The sequence below is a fragment of the Corallococcus sp. M7 genome, from assembly GCF_054512695.1.
Map to the genome: position 1 here is coordinate 610608 of NZ_CM137252.1, position 21807 is coordinate 632414.

Genomic DNA, 21807 nt, shown 5'->3' on the forward strand with positions numbered 1-21807 from the left:
ATGAGCGACATCGTTCTGGAGTTCCCGCCCGATTTCGATGACTACGCTTGGGAGGTCGAGGCCAAAGGCTGGCTCCCTGGAGTCGTCGCGGTGATTCAGGGGCGTCGGTACACGCTCACCGTGTACGACCCGGCTCGCTTGTCCCAGGACGTTGAGGATGCGCTGAAGGGCGGCAGGGTGTTCCTTGAACGGAACCTCGTGGTCGTCGCTTCCGTCACGAGGGACCGCATCGCGTCCGCCATCCAGGAAATCGTCCAGACAGGCAGGGTCGGTGACCTGCGGCCCGACGAGTAAGGCCGTTCAGCCGCCGCTCCGGTCACCCCAGCGCTTCTTGAACGTGTCCCTCCGCGCGGCCCACCAGTCGCGCCACTCCTTCACCGCTGCCTCCCTTTCGGCCCGCGGACCCGCGGGCTGGAAGTGGAGTCAGGTGGAGGTCGCGTCCCTCAGGCACATCTCCGCCAGGAAGCGCGTGCGGACGTCTTCGCTCTCCAGCAGGTCGATGAGCTCCGGGATGGTGTGCCTTCCCATCGCTTCGCGCGCCCTTGCGAACGCCTTGGAATCCTCCGCCATGCCGCGAGTGTTCCCGGTGCAGGCCCCCGGCGCGAGTCCCGCTGGTGGACACTGTTCCCCACCGGGCTTCTAGGGGGCGGGCGGGGCCGCTATGGTCCACCCCAGCGGAGGACTCGCCCGCCAGGAGCCATGAACTTCGTCTTCATCTCCCCCCACTTCCCCTCCCAGTACTTCCACTTCGCCACCGCGCTGCGCGAGCGCGGTGTGTCCGTGCTGGGCATTGGCGACACCCCCTACGAGTCCCTCCGCCAGGAGCTTCGCGAGTCCCTTCGCGAATACTTCTTCGTCCCCAGCCTCAACGACTCCGACGCCCTCCTGCGCGCCACCGGCTACCTCACCTGGCGCCACGGCCGCATCGACCGCATCGAGTCCCTCAACGAGTCCTGGCTCGAAGTCGAAGCCCGCCTGCGCGAGGACTTCCACGTCCCGGGCCTCCAGCCCTCGGACATCCTCAAGCTGCGCTCCAAGTCCGGCATGGCCGAGGTCTTCCACGCCTCCGGTGTCCCCCACCCGGACCTCCTGCGCGTGCGCGACGCGGACCAGGTGAAGGAGTTCGCCGCCCGCGTGGGCTACCCGCTCGTGCTCAAGCCCGACGTCGGCGTCGGCGCCGCCCACACCTTCAAGGTCGCCAGCGACGCGGAGGTGGACGCCGCGCTCGCCCACCCGCTGCCCACGTCCTACGTCGCGCAGCCCTTCGTGCGCGGCACCATCGTCACCTACGACGGCATCGTGGACCGCCACGGCGTCATCGTCTTCAACCTCAGCCACGAGTACAGCGACGGCGGCATGGAGACCGTCACCGAACGCCGTGACATCTCCTTCTGGAGCCTCCAGCACATCCCCGCCGCGCTCGACGTGCTGGGCCGCCAGGTCGTCGCCGCGTTCGGCCTGCGCGAGCGCTGGTTCCACCTGGAGTTCTTCCGCCTGCCAGACGGCCGCTTCGTCGTGCTGGAGGCCAACCTCCGCCCGCCCGGCGGCTTCATGACGGACATGATGAACTACACGTGCGACATCGACGTGTACCGGCTCTATGCCCGCGTCGTGACCGGCGACCCGGTGGCGGACTTCCAGGCCATTCCGCGCCACCACGTCTGTCACAGCGCCCGCCGTCACGGCCGCCGCTACAAGCACTCCCACGCGCAGATCGTCGAACGGCTGGGCAAGTCGCTGCTCGTGCACCGCGAGCTGCCGCCCATCTACCACTCGCTCCTGGGTGAAGAGATGTACCTCACGCGCCACCCGGACCTGGAGTCCATGCAGGACGCGGTGCGCTTCATCCAGGCGACGTGAGCGGCGACCCGAGCTTCAGGGTTCCTGGATCCAGGTGAGCGCGTACTCGGTGCGCTCTCCGTCGTCGTACAGCTTCGTCACGCAAGGCGCCTTCGCGCCGCCCGCGGCCAGCAGGGCTTCGAGGAGGGCCTCCACGTAGCCGGGCCCCTTGAGGCTCGAGTTGAAGTGCAGCTCGAAGTGCGCGGGGCCTTTCTCCACGAGCGTCACCTCCGTGTAGTTGTCCGTGCCGCGCAGCACCTCCGGCATCCGCTGCACCATGCGCCGGGGCCCCAGCACGCGCATCACGCCCATCACCGCGCGGCCCAGCAGCGTGGCCCCGTAGCCCTCCACGTGCGCCCGCGCGAGCCGGGCGAAGCCCTCCGCCTTGGGCATGCCCGGGTACACCTCTTCGACGACGATCTCCAGGCACCGTCCCCAGAGCGGCACGGGGTAGAGCGGCAACAGCGGCCGGTCCAGGTCCACGCCCGCCTGGCGCAGCCGTTCACGCAGGCGGGGGGACACCTGGCCCTTCAGACCATGCTGGAGCAGGCCCTCCACGACCTGCACGTAGACCTGCCGCTGTTCAGGCGGCACCGAGCGGGGCCGGCGTGTCACGAGAGGGGACTCACCCGAGCAGCCACTGCATGGCACCTGGCAGCCGGCGCTGCCAGTCCTTCTCGTGGTGCTCGCCGCCGGGCTCCAGCACGAGCGACACCTCGTGGTCGCCGTAGCCCAGGCCCTTGAGGTGCTGGAAGAAGTCGTGCGTGCCCCGGCCGTAGTCCAGGGGGATGCCGCCCGCGTGGATGTACTCGGTGGCGCCCGCGTCCAGGTAGATGCGCGACCAGCGGCGGCTGTGCTCGCGCCACGCGTCGAACAGGCGGCCCTGGCTCCACATCACCGTGGGCGACAGCGCGCCGATGCGCCCGAACACCCGCGGGAACTTCCAGCCCAGGTACAGCGAGATGAGCCCGCCCAGCGACGAACCCATCACGCCGGTCCACTCGCTGCCCTGGCGCGTGCGGTACGTCCGGTCGATGTATGGCTTCAGCTCCTCCACGAGGAAGCGGCCGTAGGCCTCGCCTCGCGCGGACACGCCGTTGCGCGGCTCGTCCCACGGCGAGTACTCCTGGAAGCGGCCGGGGCCCGAGTCCACCGCGACGATGATCCACGGCTCCATCCGCCCTGCCTGGACGTTCTCCTCCGCGACGCGGTTGGCGCACCACGTGTCGAAGACGGCGGACTCCGGATGCGCGAAGACGTTCTGCCCGTCGTGCATGTAGAGCACTGGGAAGCGGTGGTCCTGCCAGGCGTCGTAGGTGTCCGGCGTGTAGATGCGGACGGTGCGGTTGAACCCCTCCTGGGGAGAGGGGAAGTGGCGAAGGATGTGGACGTAGCCCATGCGCTGTTTCTGGGGCCGGACGGGACCGGCCTCGCGAGGATGTCACCGCAGCATAGCCGCACCGCCCCACGCCCACGTGGTGGCCGTGGACCGCCGTCCCTGGCCTGGACGGCGGGTCCGGGGAAGGGATGGACCGCGCGTCGTGCCTTCTCTGTAGGGAAGGGTGGTCCCGCTCGTGCAGAGGGCCCGCCGCGTGCGTTCTGTCCTCATCTGCCTATGGCTGTTCCTGCTGGGTCTGCCTTTCACGGCGCTCGCCGAGACCTATGAGGTAGACCCCGAGGACACGGGAGAGCAGGCGCTGTTCGCGCTGCGGGAGGACGGCGCCATCACGGCGGAGACGCTGTCGGCGCTGCTGGTGCTGCGGCGCTCGGGCGTGGATGTGGCGCATGCGTCGCGCGCCGCGCTCTATGCGTTGCCGGGACTGACGTACGCGCGCGTGGATGGGGTCGCGGCTTCCGGAAGGCTGACGCCAGAGGAGCGGCGACGGCTTGCGCCCTTCCTGACGACCTCAAGGCCAGAGCGGGTGACGGGTGATGCGCGGATGCTGACGGCGTTCGCCGCGTCGGATCCGGTGCTTCCGCCCCTGGCGCTCCAGGTGCGCGTGGCGGGGCCGGAGGGCTGGCGCGTGGGATTGCTCACGTCGCTCACGCGGCGGCGACTGGGCTCGGTGCACCGGGACGCGAACCGGCGCGCACTGGTGGCGGAGGCGCCCGGTGTGTCGGTGGTCGTGCCCAAGTTCCACGGTCAGTGGACGGGCGAGCGGGCTTCCGTGCTGGTGGGCTCGTACCGGCTGGGCTTCGGTCAGCGGCTGACGTTGGACACCACCGGACTGCCCACGCCAGATGGCTTCCTGCCCGATGACACCGTGCGAGTGCCCGGCGACGTGGAGCGCTGGTGCTTCCTGGGAGAAGGCGCCTGTACCCCCGAGGAGCGCGCCGCGGAGGTGACGCCGGACTTCCAGTGGGACGAAGGCTTCCGGGGCGTGGTGGGCACGGTGCGGAGCGCCTCGGGCGTGTCCGTGACGGGCTTCGGTTCGTACCAGTCCCGCTCGTTGATCTCCCATGCCCTCTGCGAGAGCACCGCGTGCAAGGTGCCAGCGGTGTGGCTCGCGGGGACGGGAAGCTCCACGGGACGCGTGGTGTCGCGCACGCTGCCCGGCGTGTTCCACGAGTGGGCGGGAGGCGGCCACGCGGCGATGGCGTGGACCCGGCGGGCACAGGTCGGAGTGACGGCCTGGGGCGCGCGGCCTGTGTGGAGCGTGGAAGGCGCGGTGCTCGATTTCCGCTCCACGGCGGGCTACCCGGCGGGCGGCGCTTTCGGCGCGGTGGGGGTGGATGGAGCGTGGGGGTTGGGGCCCGTGGACCTCTTCGTGGAAGCGGCGCGCACGTTTGATTCCGCGCCGGGCGGAGGCGGTGGCTACGGCGTGCTTCAGCGCACGGTGGTGGCGGACACGTCGAAGGAACTTGAGCTGTCGCTGCGTGCCTATGGGCGCGGCTTCGCCAATCCCTATACGGGCGCGATGTCCGGACCGGATGAACTGGAGGGCTCACGGGCCCGAAATGAAGTGGGCGCGCGCGTGCGCTACCTGCATCGCGTGGTGGGCGCGCTGCGGCTGCGCGGTGAGGTGGATGCATGGACGCTGCCCGCCGACGGCGCGGCGGTGGGCAGTGCCGGCACGGTGAACCTGCGGGCCTCGGCCCGGATGGACTGGCGGGCGCATGCGCTGTTCCAACCGTCGCTGTGGGCCGAGTACCGGGACAAGGACGTCGGCATGGCCGGGGATTGCTTCGACGGCTCGGGCGAGGACCCCTGTTCAGGGTCGCTCCTGCGCATCACGGCCCGGGTGAAGGCGGAGCTTCACGACGCCGTGTCCGTGGCCGCGCAGTACGCGCATGCCCGCGTGGATGATCCGGTGAACCGGGGCGTGCGTGAGGACGCGCATGCGGTGGTGGAGGCGCAGGTGCGGCCGTGCGACGCCGTGAAGCTGCGGGGCCGCGCCGTGTGGAAGGACGAGGACCTGTCGACGCGCCACCGTCTGGAGCAGGCCTTCCGAGCAACGCTCGATGCGAGCTGGACGGTGGACGCCGTGACGACACGGGCCCGGTACGCGTGGGTCGTGGACTTGAAGGACGCGACAGGGGCCCGGACGCCGCCGGATGCGCCCCGGCACCTGTTCGCGCTGGAAGTGGAGACGCGGTTCTGAAGGGAGCGGAGTGTGGCGGCTTGGGCAGTGCGGGGATGGGGCGTGCGGTTGGGATTGGGATGGGTGCTGGGGTGGATGGGGGCGTGCGGACTGCCCATGTGGGAGGAGGAGCCAGCGGCCTGTGATGCGCTGCTGCCGGGGGACCTGATCATCACGGAGTACCTCAACGACCCCGCGGGCGCGGACACGGGGAAAGAGTACGTGGAGCTCCACAACCCCACCGGGGAGACCGTGGACCTGCTGGGCGTCACGCTCTTCACCGCGCGCGACGAGGAGGCGCAGGAGCGGGTCTACACGTTCACCACGGGCCTGCCGGTGGACGCGGGTTCCTTCGTCGTATTGGGCGACGTGCGTGACGGCGCACTGCCCGAGCATGTGGACCAGGCCTATGGGGATGCGCTCGGCGCATTGGGGAACAGCGCGGGGCTGCTGGGTTTGCGGTGCGGGACGCGCGTGCTCGACTCGGTGGTGCTCGAAGCGCCTGCGAAGTCGGGCATGGCCCGGACCCATGACGGCGTGTCGCGCTGGTGCGATGCACCGGGCAGTCCGGGAAGCACGAACGCGCCGTGCCCCGCACTGGTGGATGGCGGAGTGACATCCGGAGCGACGTGTCTGCCACCGGGCGCGGTCTCTCCCCGGGAGGTCCAGTCCCCTCGACCCGGAGAGCTGATCATCACCGAGGTGATGGCCAACCCGCGAGGCGACGACACGGTGGGAGAGTGGCTGGAGGTCCGTGCCACAGTGCCCGTGGACCTCAACGGACTGACGGTGGGGACGGACACGTCCGGTACCCGTCTGGAATCAGAGCGCTGTCTGTCCCTCGCCGCCGGAGAGTCCGCGCTGCTCGCGCGCGGAAGGGAGCCGGAGGTGAACGGCGGTCTGCCGGAACCCCTGGCCACGTTCTCCGTGGACCTGCGCAACGCGGGCGGCGTGGTCGCCATTCGCTCGGGCAGCGTGCTCATCGACAGTGCGCTGTATGGCCCGGCCCAGGACGGCGTGGCCACCCAGATATCCGCGCCGCTCACCACCGATGCGAAGAACAACGACGTCACAGCGTCCTGGTGCGCGGCCACGGAGGCCTACGGTGACAAGGGCAACCTGGGCACGCCGGGACGGACCAACCGCACGTGCACTGGACCGGACGCGGGCATGGCGCAGGCGGGCTGCATCGACCGGACCACGGGACAGCCCCGTGCGCTTCGCGTTCCCACCGTGGGCTCCCTGTTGCTCACCGAACTCATGGCCGACCCCGTCGCCGTCCCGGATGCGCAGGGGGAATGGGTGGAGGTGCTCGTGCTGCGGGACGTGGACCTCAACGGGGTGACGCTCGCCAATGAGTCGGGGAGCTCCGTCCTGGAGTCCCCACTGTGCCTGTCCATGAAGGCCGGAAGCTTCGCGGTCCTCGCGCGCGGCGATGACGCTTCACTCAATGGCGGATTGCCCTCGGTGCTCGGCACGTTCGCGTTCGGCCTGGGCAATGGCGCGGGGGCCCATGTCCTCAAGCTGTCGGCGCAGGGCACCGTCCTGGACTCGGTGGCCTTCACGAACGCCGCGAGCCCCGGCGTGTCGTCGCAGTTGGATGCGCGCGTGCGGGATGCCACCGGCAACGACGCGGCCGGGGCCTTCTGTCCCACGCCCGCCGGTGTGACCTACGGCGCGGGCGACCGGGGCACCCCGGGCCGGGAGAACCGGACGTGCGCGCGATGAGGACGCATGTCCTGGGATGGCTGCTGCTCACCCTCACCCTCCTGTCCGCCTGCGGAGGCGGGGAAGGGGAGTGCGGCCCGAGCACGGGCGTGGTGACGAAGGTCATCGACGGGGACACGGTGGTGCTCCAGGACGGCGAGCGCATCCGCTACCTGCTGGCCGACACGCCGGAGACGACGCAGGGGCACGACGACTGCTTCGGCGAGGAGGCCGCGGCGTTCAATCGCTCGCTCGTGGAGGGCCGCACGGTGCGGCTGCGGGACGGGGAGGCGTGCACGGACCGCTACGGGCGGCGGCTCGCCTACGTGTCCGTGGACGGCGAGGACGTGAACGCGCTGCTCGTGCGGCGCGGCTACGCGTGCACGCTGTTCATCCCGCCGGCCGGTGCCTCCCGGCGCGGCGAGTTCGAGGCCCTGGAGCTGGAGGCCCGGCGCGCCCGCCGGGGCCTGTGGGGCCGCTGCCCGGCGCCGTGTCCTCGGGGACGGCGTCCACCCGCGTCCACCCTACGGCAGCGTGTCCATCACCGCCCGGGCCATCTCCGACTCCAGCGGCCAGGCGGCCGGACGGCGCGACGTGGTGAGGTCCAGCGAGCCGTCCGAGAGCCTCGCCTTGAAGGCGTCCCCCACGAACAGCCGCACCCTGCGCACCCGCTCCCGGAGCACGTCGCCCACGTCAGGCGTCGCGGCCAGCTTGGGCAGCACCTCGCCAGCGCGCTCGACGAGCCACGCCAGGGGCTGGATGTGGGCCTCGTGCTCCAGCACCTCGGCCGTGCCGAACTCCGCCGCCACCTTCGTACCCCAGGCGGTGGACAGCTTGTCGGCCATCGCGGGCAGGTGACGGCGCAGGTGCATGGGCGAGGACTCGGGCATCGACTTCGCGGGCGTGTCCAGCACCGTGGCGTCGTGCAGCGTGAGCGCCTCGATGACGCCGTCCGGGACGAACGTCACGTCCAGGCCTTCCCCGTGCGACCCGTAGCCTCCGGAGGTGATGAGCAGCACGCCTCGGCCCTGGCGGAACTCGCCGTACTCCCGGACGATCCCTGTGATCTCACGCCCGCTGCGCAGGAACACGGTCACCTGCGGCAGGTTCAGTGGCAGGCCCTCGTTGCGGCGGCGCATGAGGATGCTCATCGCCTCCAGCACCTCCCAGACGCTGCGCACGTTGCCCTGGGCCAGCGACTCCAGTGGATCCACCGCCTGGGTCGTGCTCATGACCGGCCCTCGCCCGTCTGGACGTGGACCTGGGTCCACGTCCTCGGGGGCAACCGCCCCGTCGCCAGCGCGTCCTCGCCCTGCCCGCCGGTCCTGCGTTCCACGAATGCCATGGCCTGCTGCCTCCCGTGTGCCTGGGGGGCAGTCTCCCCCATGTCCCTGACGGGGCCCAGCGGTTCACGGAGGCCTCCCATGGCCGCCCGCCACGTCCCCGGGTTCAATCCCAGAGGTGGGCAACCCACCCCACCCCGTCCCGCGGGCCCCATCCATTTCGTGACGCGGGATGTCCATCTTCTCTCCACTCCAGCCATGTCCCGGGAGCAGGGGTACGGTGACCTCCACTCTTCAAACAGCAGGCGGCCTGCCTCGTCCGACCGGTGCCCTTGGAGCGCCGGCATGAACCCCTTCGCCTCCACGACGGACTCGCTCGCGGACCTCGTGGAGTCGCGGCGTGAGGACATCCTCCGGCGCTGGGGGGCACGGTTGGACCCTCACCCGCCGGGCATGTCCGCGGAGCTCCAGGACCGGTTGGAGGGGATGATCAAGCTGGTGGACGCGCTGGTGCTCGTCCTCCGGCAGGGCTCCGTGGAGACCTGGTCCTCGGGGGCGGCCTGGGCCCATGCCCGGGAGCTGGGGCTGAGGCGTTTCCAGGCCGGCGCCCGCGTGGAGACGCTGGTGGAGGAGTACGGCCTCTTGCGCGAGGCCATCCTCGAGGTGCTGGACGCCTCCCACCGGCCGCTGGGCACGGATGAGCTGCGCACGCTGTGGCGCGCGCTGGACCGGAGCCTGACGGAGGCCGTGGCCCACTACGTCCACGAACACGAACAGGCGCTGCGCTCCCGCGAGCGGCGGCTGCAGGAGATCCTCGACCACGCCCCGGCCGCCATCTACGCGAAGGACGCCGCGGGGCGGTACCTGTTCATCAACCGCCCCTTCGAGTTCATCTCCGGCCACGAGCGCGGGTCCGTGTTGGGGCGCTCGGACCTGGACCTGTTCCCCCGGGAGACGGCGGAGCGCTTCCGCTACAACGACCGCCGGGTGATGTCGTCGAAGACGCCGCTCGTCTTCGACGAGGAGGTGCTCCAGCCCGACGGGACGCACCTCTACCACACGATGAAGTTCCCCCTGCCCAGCGTCGTGGAGGGCGAGCCGTGGGCCCTGTGCGGCGTGTCCACGGACATCACCACCACGCGCACGCTGCGCCAGGAACGCGACGAGGCCCGCGAGCAGCTCCACCGCGTGCTCACGCAGCTGCCCGTCGTGCTGTGGGCCTTCGACGCGCAGGGCGTGTTCACCCTCTTCGAGGGCGAGGGCGTGACGTCCACGTCCGTGCCCTCCCGGGTGATGCACGGGCGCTCCGTCTTCGACGTGTTCCGGGACCGGCGCGACGTGCTGGAGGTCATCCTGCGGGCGCTGGCCGGGGAGCGGCTGTCCACGGAGCTGTACCTCATGGGCGTCTGGTTCGAGGTCCGCCTCCTGCCGGTGTTCGACGCGGGCGGGCGCGTGGTGAGCGTGTCGGGCGTGTCGCTGGACATCACCGAGCGGCGCCGGGCGGAGCAGGAGCTGCGTGCGTCGGAGACACGCTACCGGCTGGCCACCCTGGCCACCCGCGACATCATCTGGGACTGGGACCTGGTGACGGATGAGGTCCACTGGAGCGAGTCCGCGCCCCGCGTCCTCCGGCTGGACACGTCCCGGGGGCCGCCCGTCATGGACACGGCCTGGTGGACGGCCAGCCTGCACCCCGACGAGCGCGAGCGGGTGACGCGGGAGCTGCGGGTGGCCATCGACAGCCACGAGGGCCACTGGGAGGCCGAGTACCGGATGCGCCGGGGCGACGGGACGTGGGCCTTCGTCGAGGACCGGGGCCGCGTGGTGAAGGACCTCCAGGGCCGCCCGGTGCGCATGGTGGGCGCCATGCAGGACGTCACCGACCGGCACGAGGCGGAGGCCGAGGCGAAGCGCCGCGCGGAGTTCGAGCAGCTGCTCATCGGCATCGTGGGCCACGACCTGCGCAACCCCATCTCCGCCATCACCATGGCCGCCACGTCGCTGGCGAAGCGCGAGGACGCCGACCCGCGCGACCAGAAGGCCGTGGCCCGCATCCTCTCCAGCGCCGAGCGCGCCCACCGCATGCTGCGCGACGTGCTGGACTTCACCCAGGCCCGGCTGGGCGGCGGCATCCCCATGGACCCGCGCGAGGTGGACCTCCTGGACCTGGTGCGCCAGGTGATGGACGAGGTGCAGCAGGCCCACCCGGACCGGCGCCTGGAGGTGGCCGGGCGGGGAGGGGCCCGGCTGTGGTGCGACCCGGACCGGCTGGCGCAGGTCATCACCAACCTGGTGAACAACGCGCTCGCCTACGGAGACGCCCACTGCCCGGTGCGCGTGTGGCTGCGCGGCCAGCCGGAGGCGGTGACGCTCGCGGTGCGGAACCAGGGGCGTCCCATTCCCCAGCACCTGATGCCGCACCTGTTCGAACCGCTCAAGCGCGCGCAGACCCAGGACGGCCACCGCAACTCCCATGGGCTGGGGCTGGGGCTCTTCATCGTGAAGCACATCGTGGATGCGCATGGCGGCCGGCTGCGCGTGCGCTCCTCCGCTCGGGACGGCACCACCTTCCTCGTGCAGCTGCCCCGCCGGCTGCCCTCCGGGGACTGAAAGGGCGGCCTTTCCGGGGCGCGCTTGCCCTCCAGGGACGGCCCGGGTAGCAAAGGGGCTCCGGCGGCGGGCGGGCCCCGCCCTTCCGGAAGGAGAGCGGAGCAGCGCCATGAACAAGAAGTGGATCCTCGGGCTGGGACTGGGTGTGGGTGGGCTGCTCCTCGTGGGAGGCGGTCTGGTCGCGACGGGGTACTGGGCGGACCGCCAGATGGACGGCACCGGCGTGGCCACGCTGATGAAGTCCCAGGAGCGCGCCCTGAAGACCGCCGAGCTCAACGCCCGCTTCCCCTTCGAGCCGCCTGCCGCGGGCAAGGTGCTGAAGCTGGATGAGGCGCGGCTGGAGACCTACCTCGCGGCGCGCGAGGCGACCCTGCCCGCCTACGACGTGCTCCAGAAGGAGTCCCTGGAGTACGTCCAGTCGTATGGCAAGGAGCTCTCCACCGGAACCCGCAGCGCGAAGCTCCGGGCCGCGGGCGCCTCCCTGCGCATGCTGGGCAAGGCCCAGGCGGCCCTCCTCCTGAACCTGGAGGCGAAGGGCATGTCGCCCCAGGAGTTCGGCGGCCTCACCGCCGTGGTGTATCCGGAGCCCGTGGCCGCCGCGCCGGACGCGGGCGTGGCCATGGTGTCCCAGGCCACCGACCCCGCGAACATCGCGCTCCTGGAGGAGCAGCTCGCCGCCATCGGGCCGCAGCTGGAGGACCCCAAGCTCAGCGAGGCGGAGCGGCTGCAACTGGAGCAGCGCCGCGCCGGGCTGCGCAAGTACATCACCCAGCTGGAGGTGGCCTCCGGCAAGGACGTGAAGGACGCCAACGCCGCCCTCCTGAAGAAGCACGCGGCGCGCATCGCGAAGGCGGCGAACCCCACGTTCGACCAGCTCCTGACGAAGCCCCTGAACCCTGGCGGCACCGCGGGCCTGCCCACGCCCTGAAGCGTCAGGCCTCCACCTGGCGCACGGACCTCCGGTGCGCCAGGCTCGCGCCCACCGCCCCGCCAATCACCACCACGATGATGGCCACGGACAGGAGCGGCGGGATGTGCACCCACTTCTCCACGACCATCTTCACGCCCGCGAACGCCAGCACCCCCGCCAGCCCGTAGTGCAGGTACTTCAACTGCCCCACGGCCCCGGCGATGACGAGGTAGAGCGCGCGCAGCCCCAGGATGGCGAAGGCGTTGGAGCTGTAGAGGATGAACGTGTCGGTGGTGACGGAGAACGCCGCCGGCACCGAGTCCACCGCGAACAGGATGTCCGTCACCTCCAGGCCCACGAGCGCCAGCAGCAGCGGCGTGGCCAGCCTGCGGCCCTGGTGCTTCACCAGGAAGTGCGGCCCCTCCACCTGGTCCGTCACCGGCAGCTTCTTCGCCAGCCACCCCACGACGCGGTTGTCCTCCTGCTTCGACGGGTCCTCGCGGAACACGCGCCACGCGGTGACGAGCAGGATGGCGCCGAAGACGTACGACACCCAGCCCCAGCGCTGCAGCGCCGCCGCCCCCACGAAGATGAACAGGGCGCGGAACACCAGCGCGCCGAAGATGCCCAGGAAGAGCACCTCGTGCTGGTAGCGCTGGGACACGTTCAGGCTGCGGAAGATGACGAGGAAGACGAAGACGTTGTCCAGGCTGAGGCTCTTCTCGATGAGCCACGCCGCCAGGTACTCGTGGCCGCGCTCACTGCCCAGCGTCACCCACACGAAGCCGCAGAAGCCCAGGCCCAGGCCCACCCATGCCAGGCTCCACAGCACCGCCGCGCGGCGCGACTGCCCCCGGCCTCCCCGGTGCGCCAGCAGGTCCACCACCAGCAGCGCCAGGAGCAGCGCCCAGAAGACGACCCAGGCCCAGGAAGGGGTGCTTTGCATGACCCCACCAACCTAGGCATCTCCCCGGCTTCCGCCCGGGTGAAGGGTTTGCGCGGAGTCAAATCCTACCCAGATTGGCCGTCATGACACCCCTTGTCAGGGGGACGTGCGGGGGCAGGGCGAGCGTTGTCCTCTTCCCCGCTCAGGATGTGATACTTCCCAGGAAGCCCAGGAACATCATGATTATCAACACTCCAAAGGCGGTGCGATGAACACGGTCATCTTCGCTTGTACGCACAACGCGGGTCGCTCGCAGATCGCGGCGGCCTTCTTCAACCTGCTGGCGGACCCGGCGAAGGCGCGCGCGATTTCCGCGGGAACGCAGCCGGCCGAGCGTCTGCATCCCGAGGTGCTCGCCACCATGAAGGAGATGGGCGTGGACCTGGGCGATGCGAAGCCGCAGCGCCTGACGCCGGAGCTGGCCAAGAGCGCGCAGATCCTGGTGACGCTGGGCGGGCTGCCGGACGCGCCGGCGGTGGCGGACCAGAAGCGCGAGGACTGGCCCATGGAGGACACGGTGGGCAAGTCCGCGGCGGACGTGGAGAAGATCCGCGACACGACGGCCGCCATGGTGTCGGACTTCGTGAACCGCCACGGCTGGGAGCGCCCGGCGTAGTCGGGTGCCGCAGGCAGGGCCCTTCTGACGCGTGACCGTGGGTGCCCGGGCCCGAAAGGCGGGCGGACGGACGCGCGAGGAGGGGAGGCGAAGGCCGCGACGTCCAACGTCGCGGCGGGGGGGCTTCCCGGGCCATGGCGCCAGCGGGGCCGGGTGGCTTGAAAACGGGTAGGGGCTTGCCGCACGCTGTGTCTCTTCGCGGACACGCGGTTCGCGCACCTCACCTCCAGGCTCGCAGGCTCCACCATGCTCTCCGTCCTTCTCGCCGGGCTGCTCAGCCAGACGGCGCCGTCGGTCTCCGCCCGCCAGCAGGGCGTGCCCATTGGCCGGGGCACCACGGTTCCCAAGGTGGTGTTGAGCGCGCCGTCCGGCGGGTGGACGGTGGACCGGATGCTGCAAATCGAGGGCACGGTGAGCGACGCCTCGGTGGATCCGGTGGTCGTATCCATCAATGGCGACCGCTACCTGATGCGCACGCAAGGCGGGCGCTTCAGCCGCAAGTTCCCCGCGGCCAGCGGGAAGAACATCGTGACGGTGATGGCCACCAACAAGGGGGGCACGGCGCGCGCGCAGGCGACGAGCTACGCGAAGGTGCCCCCGGTGCCGCTCAAGGCCATCCTCACGAGCGACACGGACGGCGTCTACACGGACCTGCACATCTACGAGCCCACGGACGCGAGCAGCGGGGGTGACACGCTGGACGTGTCGTCCATGGCGCACGTGTACTGGGCGAACACGGAGAGCCCGTCCGGCGGCACGTTCTTCCTCAACGAGCAGGGCGGCGACTTCGACCAGCCGGCGTACGGCCCGTACCTCTACATCCACCGCGCGCCGCCCAAGGGCGTGTACCTGGTGGCGACGAACTACTGGCCCAGCGGCGACAAGGCGCACACGGTGGCCACGCTCAACCTGGCGCTCTTTGAAGGCACGCCGGGAGAGGTCCGCCGCCGCGTGCGCATCCCGCTGGCGACGCCGGGCACGACGCGCGTGCTCGCGTGGGTGAACATCCTGGGGGACGGGCAGGCGGAGGTGTACGTGCCGGGCGCGGATCCGAAGCCCAAGGGGAACGGCTGGCCCACGAACCTGGAGGAGGCGGTCAAGGAGCTCCAGAAGAGTGGTGACGGCGGTGGCGAAGGGGAGGGCGATTACTGAAGCGACCGGCGCTCCCGGCTCGGCCCCGCCATGCGCGTCCTGATGCTCACGCTGTTGTTGAACGCTGCTCCCGCTTCGTCCGGGACGGCCCCCGTGCCCGCGCAGGGGCCGGCGACGCGGACCTCGCCGCCGTCCTCCGTGGAGGCTCGGGCGCGGCCTGCCGCGTCCGGCGCGCGGGAAGGCGCGGTCATCGCGGCGGAGCCCGTGGCCGTGGAGCCCCGCGAGCGGCCTGCCGCGTCCATCGCTGCGGAGCCCGTGGCCGCGGAGACGCGCGCGCGGCCTGCCGCGTCCATCGCATCGGAACCCATTGCTCCGGAGACGCGCGCGCGGCTGCTTCGCCGGGAGGTCGCGCAGGTGGCGCTCGCGCAGGTGAAGGCGCCGGACGCCGCGTGGCAGCCGGCGCAGCGCGACTGCGCGGGCCTCATCCGCTACGCGTACCGCACGGCGTACCGGCGCGTGTCCACCGAGCGCCTCTCTTCTCCGCTGTGGAAGGACGCGCGCGGTGGCCCTTCCGACTTCGCGGACGCGGAGACGCTGATCAGCCGCAACTTCGTTCCGCTGGGCCGGAGCGAGGCCGCGCGCGAGCAGCTCCGCACCGGGGACGTGGTGGCCTTCCGCCAGGAGCACGACGCGGGCCCCGTCTTCCACCTGATGCTCGTGGTGCGCCCGGAGGACCGGGCCCACGCACCCGCGCGCGTCGTCTACCACCCCGGTGAGGCTGGAGCGCGCGTGCGCACCGGCGTCCTGGACTCTCTTGCCACCGAGGCGCCGCTGGAGTGGCGCCCCGTGCCGGCCAACGCCGCCTTCCTCGGCTTCTTCCGCTTCAAGGAGTGGATGTCATGACGTCTCCCGTGAGCCCGCCGCCCCCCGCTGGAGGCGGAGGCGGAGGCAAGAAGGGCCCCTCGTCCGCCGTGCGCATCGCGCTCATCGGCGCCGTCGTCGTGGGCGTGGGCGTGGGGGCCTTCGTCATCGGCCGCAAGAGCAGCGGCGGTGGCGGCGGCTCCGGCCCCGCGTTCTCCTCCGGAGAATCCAAGGGCCCGCCGACCGCGGGCGCCACCGTGGAGGGCATGCCGGAGGTGTCCTCCGAGCCCACGAAGATGGAGGTGCCCGGCGCCGCGGCGCTGCCCGCCGTCTGGGTGGACGTGCACTCGCCCGCGAAGGTGCGCGACGCGCTGGCGCGCAACGCGTGGCTGAGGTCGCAGTGGGAGAAGCCGCTGGGCCAGGGCTTCGCGAGCGGCTGGGCCGCGTTCCTGGGCTCCACCGGCACCGACCTCAAGGCGTCCTTCAAGGGCGCGGTGCTGGACGTCATCGTCGGGCAGGTGCTCGACACGCCGTTCCGCACGGTGTGGTTCTCCGGCGACGCGCGCGTGGGCACGCCCGCCATCCTCGTCCCCAAGGCGAACAAGACCGCGCAGGCGGCGTGGGACTCGCTGGACGCGGTGGCGAAGCGCGGAGAGATGGTCGCGGACCGCTGCCCCTCCGGCATGGAGAAGGCACCCGACGGCGGCTTCCACCTGTCGCGCTGGCTCGTCGCCGAGCAGACGATGTGGGCCGCGCGCGCGGCGGACCGGCTGGTGCTGTCGCGCCACCCGGTGGTGGTGCTCCAGGCGCTGTGCACGGCGCTGCCGGAGCTGGAGGGGGAGATGGGCGTGGACGTGGAGGTGGGCTTCGACGCGAACGCCTACGGCCGCGAGGCGCAGCTCTTCACCCACGTGCTCGGCCTGGGCGAGGACACGCGGCTGCAACTGGGTGTGGAGGGCGACCGGCTGGTGGCGAAGGGCATCGCCGGGAAGGTCAGCGGGACGTATGTCTCCACCGGCAAGTCCCTCTCCGACGACCTGCTCAAGCTGGTGCCCGAGGACACGCCGGTGCTGTTCGCGTTCCATCTCATGCTGCCGGAGTCGCTGGAGCCCGCGCAGCTCAAGGCCTTCTGGAAGGGCGAGGGCAAGACCGGGATGCGCACGCGCCAGGTGGCCCTGGCGTGGACGCCGCGCGGCAGCACGTCCATGGAGCCGGAGCTGGCCCTGCTGTGGGGCGATGAGAAGGACGCGGAGGGGCTGTCCGCGCTGTTCTCCGGCGGCGCGCGGACGCTGGTGAGCACCACGCTCTGCAAGCACGTGGTGCTGGCCACGAGCCCGCAGGAGGTCGAGCGCCTCAAGAAGGCGTGCGAAGGCCGCGCGCCCAACATGCTCAACGCCGCGGGCCCGGTGGTCGCGGGGCTGCGCGCGCCCTCCTCGGTGCTGCTGGGCATCAACCTGGGGCGGCTGCTCAGCGGGCTCGCCATGGACGGCTACACGTCCGAGGCGCGCGTGGACCGCTCGTCGCCCATGCCCAAGGCGCTGCCCCCTGAAATCGAAGCGGCCCGTCGCGACCTGGAGGCCCTGCCGTACCTGGGCTTCCGTGGCAACGCGCAGGGCTACGTCATGGCGTCGGAAGGATTTGGGACATGAAGACCTCCGTTCGTTTCGCGGCCCTGGCCGCGCTCCTGCTGTCCGGCGTGGCGCTGGCCAAGCCGCTCTACATCACCGTCCCGCGCTCCTACGGCAGCAGTGAGCCGGTGGCCGTGGACGTCGCCTTCGAGGACAAGGGCCCCGTCGAGCTGCGCGTGCTCCAGCCCGCGAACCTGGACGCGTTCATCCGCGCGCAGGGCGACCTGCGGCGCGCGTACGAGACGCCGCCCACGCTGCTCAACCCGGGCCGGGGCCTGAGCCGTGGCCTCAACGCGGTGCGCTCGCCGGGCATCGTGCTGATGGAGGCGCTGTCGCCCGACTTCCGCCAGGAGGTGGGCACGTCGCTGCCGCCGCCGCCGGGAGAGTCCTCGTCCAGCGAGCCGCTGGCGAAGGTGGCCGAAGGGCCGGAGAAGCTGGTGGGAACGCCGCCGGGCTTCACCGTGGTGCGCAGCCAGTGGCTCAACCTGGACCTGGGCGGCGCGAACCGGGACTTCAACGTGCCGGGCTTCGACACGGGTGACAGCAGCAGCGGCTTCCAGGAGCGCCGCGTGCTGCTCGCGCCGCTGCCCGCGGGCGCCTATGTGCTCCAACTGGTGCAGGGCCGGGTGGAGGGGCAGGTGGTGCTCGTCGTCAGCGACGTCACCGTGCAGCTCAAGCAGACGGACGGCCAGGTGCTGGTGCGCGTGGCGGGACGCGACCAGCAGCCGCGCGCGGGGGCGCAGGTGCAGGTGTACCTGCCCACGGGCAAGGGCCCCACGGGCACCACGGATGGGAAGGGCGAGGTGACGCTGGCGGTGACGGAGCCGCGCATCATCGCGACGGTGACGGCCGGCAAGGACACGGCCATCGTGGACACGGACTTCTACTCCGCGCTGGCGGTGGCGCCGGACGTGTTCATCTACAGCGACCGGCCCATCTACAAGCCGGGCAACGAGGTGAAGTTCCGCGGGCTCGTGCGTCAGCCGGACACGTTCCTCGCGCGGCTCTTCACGCCGAAGAAGCGCGACGTGCGCGTGAAGCTGGTGTCGCAGGAGGGCCGTGAAATCGTCACCCGCGCGGCGGTGGACGAGTTCGGCGCGTTCAACGGCACACTGAAGGTGCCGGACGACCTGGGCACGGGCGTGCTGCGCATCGAGGCGGACCTGGACGAGCACCCCCACCAGGGCGAGGCGCGCGTGCAGGACTACGTGAAGCCCACGTTCTACCTGGAGGTGCAGCCCGCGTCGGAGACGGTGGTGCCCGGCCAGACGGTGAGCGTGACGGTGCGCGCGCGCCGCTACGCGGGCGGCGTGCCCAAGGGCGCGAAGTACGAGGTGTTCCTCTACCGCAGCCTGCTGGACGCGCCCGCGTGGGTGGACGACTCCGGCCGCGGCGGCCAGGGCAGCGCGGTGACGTACGGCACCGCCTCCAGCAACGAGGGCAAGCTGAGCGTGCCGGAGCGGCTGTACTCGTCCGTCGCGGAGCGCCAGGCCACGGACGACCCGTGGTCCTCCGCCAGCGAGTTCAACGCGGAGGGCGAGGCCCAGGTGGAGGTCGCCGTTCCCCCGCTCGGCGCGGGCGAGGACCGGCTGCCGTACCGCTACAGCCTCACCGTGCGCGCGCGGGATGATCAGGAGACGTTCGCCACCGGCACCGCCGCCTTCTTCCTGTCGAAGGTGGAGGTGCTGGGCGTGGCGCGGTTCTCGGACGCGGTGGTGCAGAAGGGCTCGGACGCGCAGTTGTCCGTGCGCGCCACCACGCTGTCCGGCAAGCCCTACGGCGTCACCACGGGCGAGGTGGACTACACGCTGGTCCGCGCGGACGGCAGCGAGAAGGACCTGGGCAAGCAGCCCTTCACCACGCAGCAGGACGGCACGTCCCGCCAGAAGGTGCCCACCACGGACGTGGGCCGGGTGGTCGCGCGCGTGACGGTGAAGGACAAGAAGGGCGAGGCGTGGACGGGCGAGGAGTCGCTGCTCGTCATCGGCGGCGCGGACGAGCCCGTGGCGCAGGTGCCCAACCTCACGCTCGCGTCGCTGTCCGGAACGCTGGAGCCGGGGGACAGCGCGAAGCTGGTGGCGCTGATGCCGGACGCCTGGGGCCAGGGCGGCAAGGACGCGGGGCCCGTGTGGGTGACGCTGACGGGCGCGAGCCTGTACGGCACCTCGGTGGTGCAGTTGAAGGGCCGCACGCTGGTGCATTCGTTCCCGGTGGAGAAGCGCTTCGGCAGCGCGGTGTACGCGTCCGTGGCGTACCCCACCGCGACGGGCCGCTGGGAGGAGCGCACGGTGGCGTTCCGCGTGATTCCGAAGGAGCGCACGCTCACGGTGGCGTTGCAGCCCCGGCGCGCGGAGGCGATGCCGCTCACGGAGCAGGCCATCGACGTGCGCGTCACCGACAGCGACGGCAACGGCGTGTCCGCGCAGTTGTCCGTGGGCGTGGTGGACAAGGCCGTCTACGCCATCCAGTCCGAGTTCCGCCCCGGCGTGCTGGACTTCTTCTATCCGCCGGCGCGCGACAACGTGACGAACTTCTACTCGGCGGAGTTCCAGGGCTACGGCTACGGCGAGCAGTTGGCGCGCAAGATGGCGGGGCTGCCCGACCACGCGTTCGCGTCCATCAAGCCGCCCACGCGCAACGCGAAGGACCTGGAGAAGGACACGGCGCACTGGGACCCGGCGGTGGTGACGGACCGGGACGGGCGCGCGACGGTGCGCTTCAAGCTGCCCTCCAACCAGACGCTGTGGGTGGTGACGGCGGTGGCGGCGGACACGTCCGGCCGCTTCGGTGAGGGCACGGCGGAGTTCGCCACGCGCGGCGGGCTGAACGTCTACGCGGCGCTGCCGCAGTTCCTGCGCGAGGGCGACGAGGCGCTCGCGTCCGTGCGGCTGGCCGCGGGCACGAAGTCCAAGGGCAGCCAGGTGCTGGACGTGCGGTTGCAGCCGGGCGGCGCGCTCCAGGCGGAGGCGCTCCAGCGCAAGGTGGAGCTGGGCGAGGGTGGCGAGCAGGTGGTGCCGGTGACGCTGCGCGCGGGCAAGACGGGCCCGGCGGAGCTCGCGGTGGACGTGGTGGGCGGCAAGGATCCGCTGCGTGACCTGAAGCGCTTCGACGTGGCGCCGGCCGCGGTGGAGGACGCGGTGCAGGTGAGCGCGTGGGGCGGCGGCGCGCTGTCGCTGGAGGCCCCGGAGGCGTCCGCGTTGACACGCGTGGAGCTGGTGCTCCAGCCGTCCACGGTGGACGCGGCGCTCACCAACGTGCGGGAGCTGCTCACGTATCCGTACGGGTGCCTGGAGCAGCTCGTCTCCACGACGGTGCCCAACGTGGCGGTGTACCAGGTGCTCCAGAAGGCGGGGGCGCTGGACAAGTTGGATCCGGACTCGCAGGCGCTGCTGGCGGAGGCGCGCAGCCGCTCCGTGCAGGGCACGGCCCGCATCCTGGGGCTCGCGGTGAAGGGCGGTGGCTTCACCTGGTTCGGCGGCTACAACGAGCCCAGCCTGCCGCTGACGCTCATCGCGCTGGACGGCCTGGCGTACGCGTCCGAGGCGGGGCTGGTGGACCGCGACGACGCGCGCATCCAGGAGAGCGCGAAGTGGCTGGAGGCGCAGGAGGGCCTGTCGCCGGAGTACGACGCGACGCGCGCCTACGTGCTCGCGCGTCTTCAGGGCCCGCGTCAGGCGGCGCGGGTGCGCGCGCTGGTGGAGGCCGCGAAGCCGGGGGATTTGTATCCGCTGGCGCTCGCGGTGCTGGCCGCGGAGAAGGCGGGCGTGATGAAGGAGCCGGGCCTCCAGGGGCGCATCCAGGGGCTGGTGAAGGAGAGCGGCGAGGGCTTCGTGAAGCTCGCGGGGCTCCGGGGCGAGGCGGAGACGTCCGAGGCGTTCTACCGCTTCCCGTTGCGGCGCGTGGGCCTCACCGCCATCACCGCGCACGCGGCGTCGTTCGGGTCGCTGGACGTCACGCGCGCGCGCAAGCGCATCCTGGAGATGCTGAGCGAGCCGGGCCTGTCCACCTTCGACCGGAGCACGGCGCTGTTGCACTCGCTCTGGCTGGTGGAGCGTGACGCGAAGGCGTTCAAGGGCATGGCGCCGCCGGAGGTGAAGGGCGCTTCGGCGCCGGTGAAGTTCTCGGCGCGCGGCATGGGCCTGGTGGCCACGCTGCCGGCGGGGACTCGCACGGTGGACGTGGGCGGCTTCGACGGCGTGGCCACGCTGCGCGCCGCCGCGATGACGCCGCTCAAGAGCGTGCAGCCGCGCGTGAACGGGATGTCCGTGGAGCGCGCGTACTACGTGCTGCGCGAGGGCGGGAAGGTGAAGCTGGAGTCGGGCGCCTCCGTGAACCAGGGCGAGGAGGTCTACGTGGAGCTGACGCTGGACGCGCGCGGGGAGAACCGGGCGCGCTCGGCGTACTACGTGGTGGAGGACGCGGTGCCGGCGGGCTTCGTTCCGCTCCAGGAGGACAAGGTCTTCCGCGGTCCGCCGCACTCGCTGCCGCTGGCTCCGGAGGCGCTCAAGCGCCGGCAGTTGGATCCGTCCCACGCGACGTTCTTCTTCGAGGAGCCGGCGTGGTGGAGCGACAGCCCGCGCACGGTGGGCTACGTGATGCGCGCGCAGTTCGCGGGCACGTTCGCGGCGCCGCCCGCGACCATCGAGGACATGTACTCGGCGCGCATCCGGGGCCGCACGGCGTCGGACGTGTTGAAGGTGGTGCCCTCGAAGACGTCCGTGAGTGACCTGTAGC

The 21807-nt window shown here is 71.5% G+C and carries 16 protein-coding genes and 1 pseudogene; 12 read left to right on the forward strand and 5 right to left on the reverse strand.

Annotation, left to right across the window (positions count from 1 at the left end; genetic code table 11):
- Entirely contained in the window at positions 1-294 is a 294-nt protein-coding gene (locus ACX114_RS02540) for a hypothetical protein (RefSeq protein ID WP_459294341.1), read from the forward strand.
- Positions 295-423: 129 nt separating this feature from the next.
- On the opposite strand, the gene ACX114_RS02545 is transcribed toward ACX114_RS02540, so the two are convergent.
- Entirely contained in the window at positions 424-570 is a 147-nt protein-coding gene (locus ACX114_RS02545; RefSeq protein ID WP_206785754.1) for a hypothetical protein, read from the reverse strand.
- A gap of 129 nt (positions 571-699) precedes the next feature.
- On the opposite strand from ACX114_RS02545, the gene ACX114_RS02550 reads away from it, so the two are divergent.
- Positions 700-1860 (forward strand): ATP-grasp domain-containing protein, encoded by a 1161-nt coding sequence (locus tag ACX114_RS02550; protein ID WP_459294343.1) that lies wholly within the window; start codon positions 700-702, stop codon positions 1858-1860.
- 15 nt (positions 1861-1875) lie between these two features.
- On the opposite strand, the gene ACX114_RS02555 is transcribed toward ACX114_RS02550, so the two are convergent.
- Both ACX114_RS02555 and ACX114_RS02560 read right to left on the reverse strand, forming a co-directional pair.
- On the reverse strand, positions 1876-2454 hold the full coding sequence (locus ACX114_RS02555; protein WP_459294345.1) for a DUF2378 family protein: 579 nt from the start codon (positions 2452-2454) through the stop codon (positions 1876-1878).
- Positions 2455-2464: 10 nt separating this feature from the next.
- The gene (locus ACX114_RS02560; RefSeq protein ID WP_459294347.1) at positions 2465-3238 is read right to left on the reverse strand and encodes an alpha/beta hydrolase; all 774 of its coding nucleotides are present in this window, start codon (positions 3236-3238) and stop codon (positions 2465-2467) included.
- A gap of 193 nt (positions 3239-3431) precedes the next feature.
- Between ACX114_RS02560 and ACX114_RS02565 the strand changes: the two genes are divergently transcribed.
- The 3 genes and pseudogenes from ACX114_RS02565 to ACX114_RS02575 form a co-directional block, all read left to right on the forward strand.
- Entirely contained in the window at positions 3432-5441 is a 2010-nt protein-coding gene (locus ACX114_RS02565) for a hypothetical protein (protein WP_459294350.1), read from the forward strand.
- A gap of 12 nt (positions 5442-5453) precedes the next feature.
- Positions 5454-7148: a lamin tail domain-containing protein gene (locus ACX114_RS02570; protein WP_459294352.1), complete on the forward strand. Its 1695-nt coding sequence runs from the start codon at positions 5454-5456 to the stop codon at positions 7146-7148.
- Positions 7145-7588: pseudogene (locus ACX114_RS02575) on the forward strand (thermonuclease family protein); the annotation flags it as partial. The gene ACX114_RS02570 and the pseudogene ACX114_RS02575, both read left to right, overlap by 4 nt.
- 63 nt (positions 7589-7651) lie before the next feature.
- Here the strand turns inward: ACX114_RS02575 and ACX114_RS02580 are convergent.
- Positions 7652-8359, reverse strand: coding sequence for a hypothetical protein (locus ACX114_RS02580; RefSeq protein WP_459300423.1), 708 nt, complete (start codon positions 8357-8359; stop codon positions 7652-7654).
- Between the two features lie 396 nt (positions 8360-8755).
- On the opposite strand from ACX114_RS02580, the gene ACX114_RS02585 reads away from it, so the two are divergent.
- Both ACX114_RS02585 and ACX114_RS02590 read left to right on the forward strand, forming a co-directional pair.
- Positions 8756-11020: a PAS domain-containing sensor histidine kinase gene (locus tag ACX114_RS02585; RefSeq protein ID WP_459300049.1), complete on the forward strand. Its 2265-nt coding sequence runs from the start codon at positions 8756-8758 to the stop codon at positions 11018-11020.
- Positions 11021-11129: 109 nt separating this feature from the next.
- Positions 11130-11948 carry a hypothetical protein gene (locus ACX114_RS02590; RefSeq protein ID WP_459294354.1) on the forward strand — a complete coding sequence of 273 codons (819 nt, stop codon included), beginning with the start codon at positions 11130-11132 and terminating at the stop codon, positions 11946-11948.
- Positions 11949-11952: 4 nt separating this feature from the next.
- On the opposite strand, the gene ACX114_RS02595 is transcribed toward ACX114_RS02590, so the two are convergent.
- On the reverse strand, positions 11953-12876 hold the full coding sequence (locus ACX114_RS02595; protein WP_459294356.1) for a TerC/Alx family metal homeostasis membrane protein: 924 nt from the start codon (positions 12874-12876) through the stop codon (positions 11953-11955).
- A 208-nt stretch (positions 12877-13084) separates the two neighbouring features.
- Between ACX114_RS02595 and ACX114_RS02600 the strand changes: the two genes are divergently transcribed.
- The 5 genes from ACX114_RS02600 (at position 13085) to ACX114_RS02620 (ending at position 21806) form a co-directional block, all read left to right on the forward strand.
- Positions 13085-13492, forward strand: coding sequence for an arsenate-mycothiol transferase ArsC (locus tag ACX114_RS02600; protein ID WP_459294358.1), 408 nt, complete (start codon positions 13085-13087; stop codon positions 13490-13492).
- A gap of 246 nt (positions 13493-13738) precedes the next feature.
- On the forward strand, positions 13739-14644 hold the full coding sequence (locus ACX114_RS02605; RefSeq protein ID WP_459294360.1) for a DUF2135 domain-containing protein: 906 nt from the start codon (positions 13739-13741) through the stop codon (positions 14642-14644).
- Between the two features lie 30 nt (positions 14645-14674).
- Entirely contained in the window at positions 14675-15487 is an 813-nt protein-coding gene (locus tag ACX114_RS02610) for a DUF1175 family protein (RefSeq protein ID WP_459294362.1), read from the forward strand.
- A complete protein-coding gene (locus tag ACX114_RS02615; protein WP_459294364.1) occupies positions 15484-17094 on the forward strand; it encodes a hypothetical protein in 1611 nt (536 codons plus the stop codon). The genes ACX114_RS02610 and ACX114_RS02615 overlap by 4 nt, the downstream gene beginning before the upstream one ends.
- Positions 17091-21806 carry an alpha-2-macroglobulin family protein gene (locus tag ACX114_RS02620; RefSeq protein ID WP_459294366.1) on the forward strand — a complete coding sequence of 1572 codons (4716 nt, stop codon included), beginning with the start codon at positions 17091-17093 and terminating at the stop codon, positions 21804-21806. The genes ACX114_RS02615 and ACX114_RS02620 overlap by 4 nt, the downstream gene beginning before the upstream one ends.
- The last annotated feature ends 1 nt before the right edge of the window (position 21807 follow it).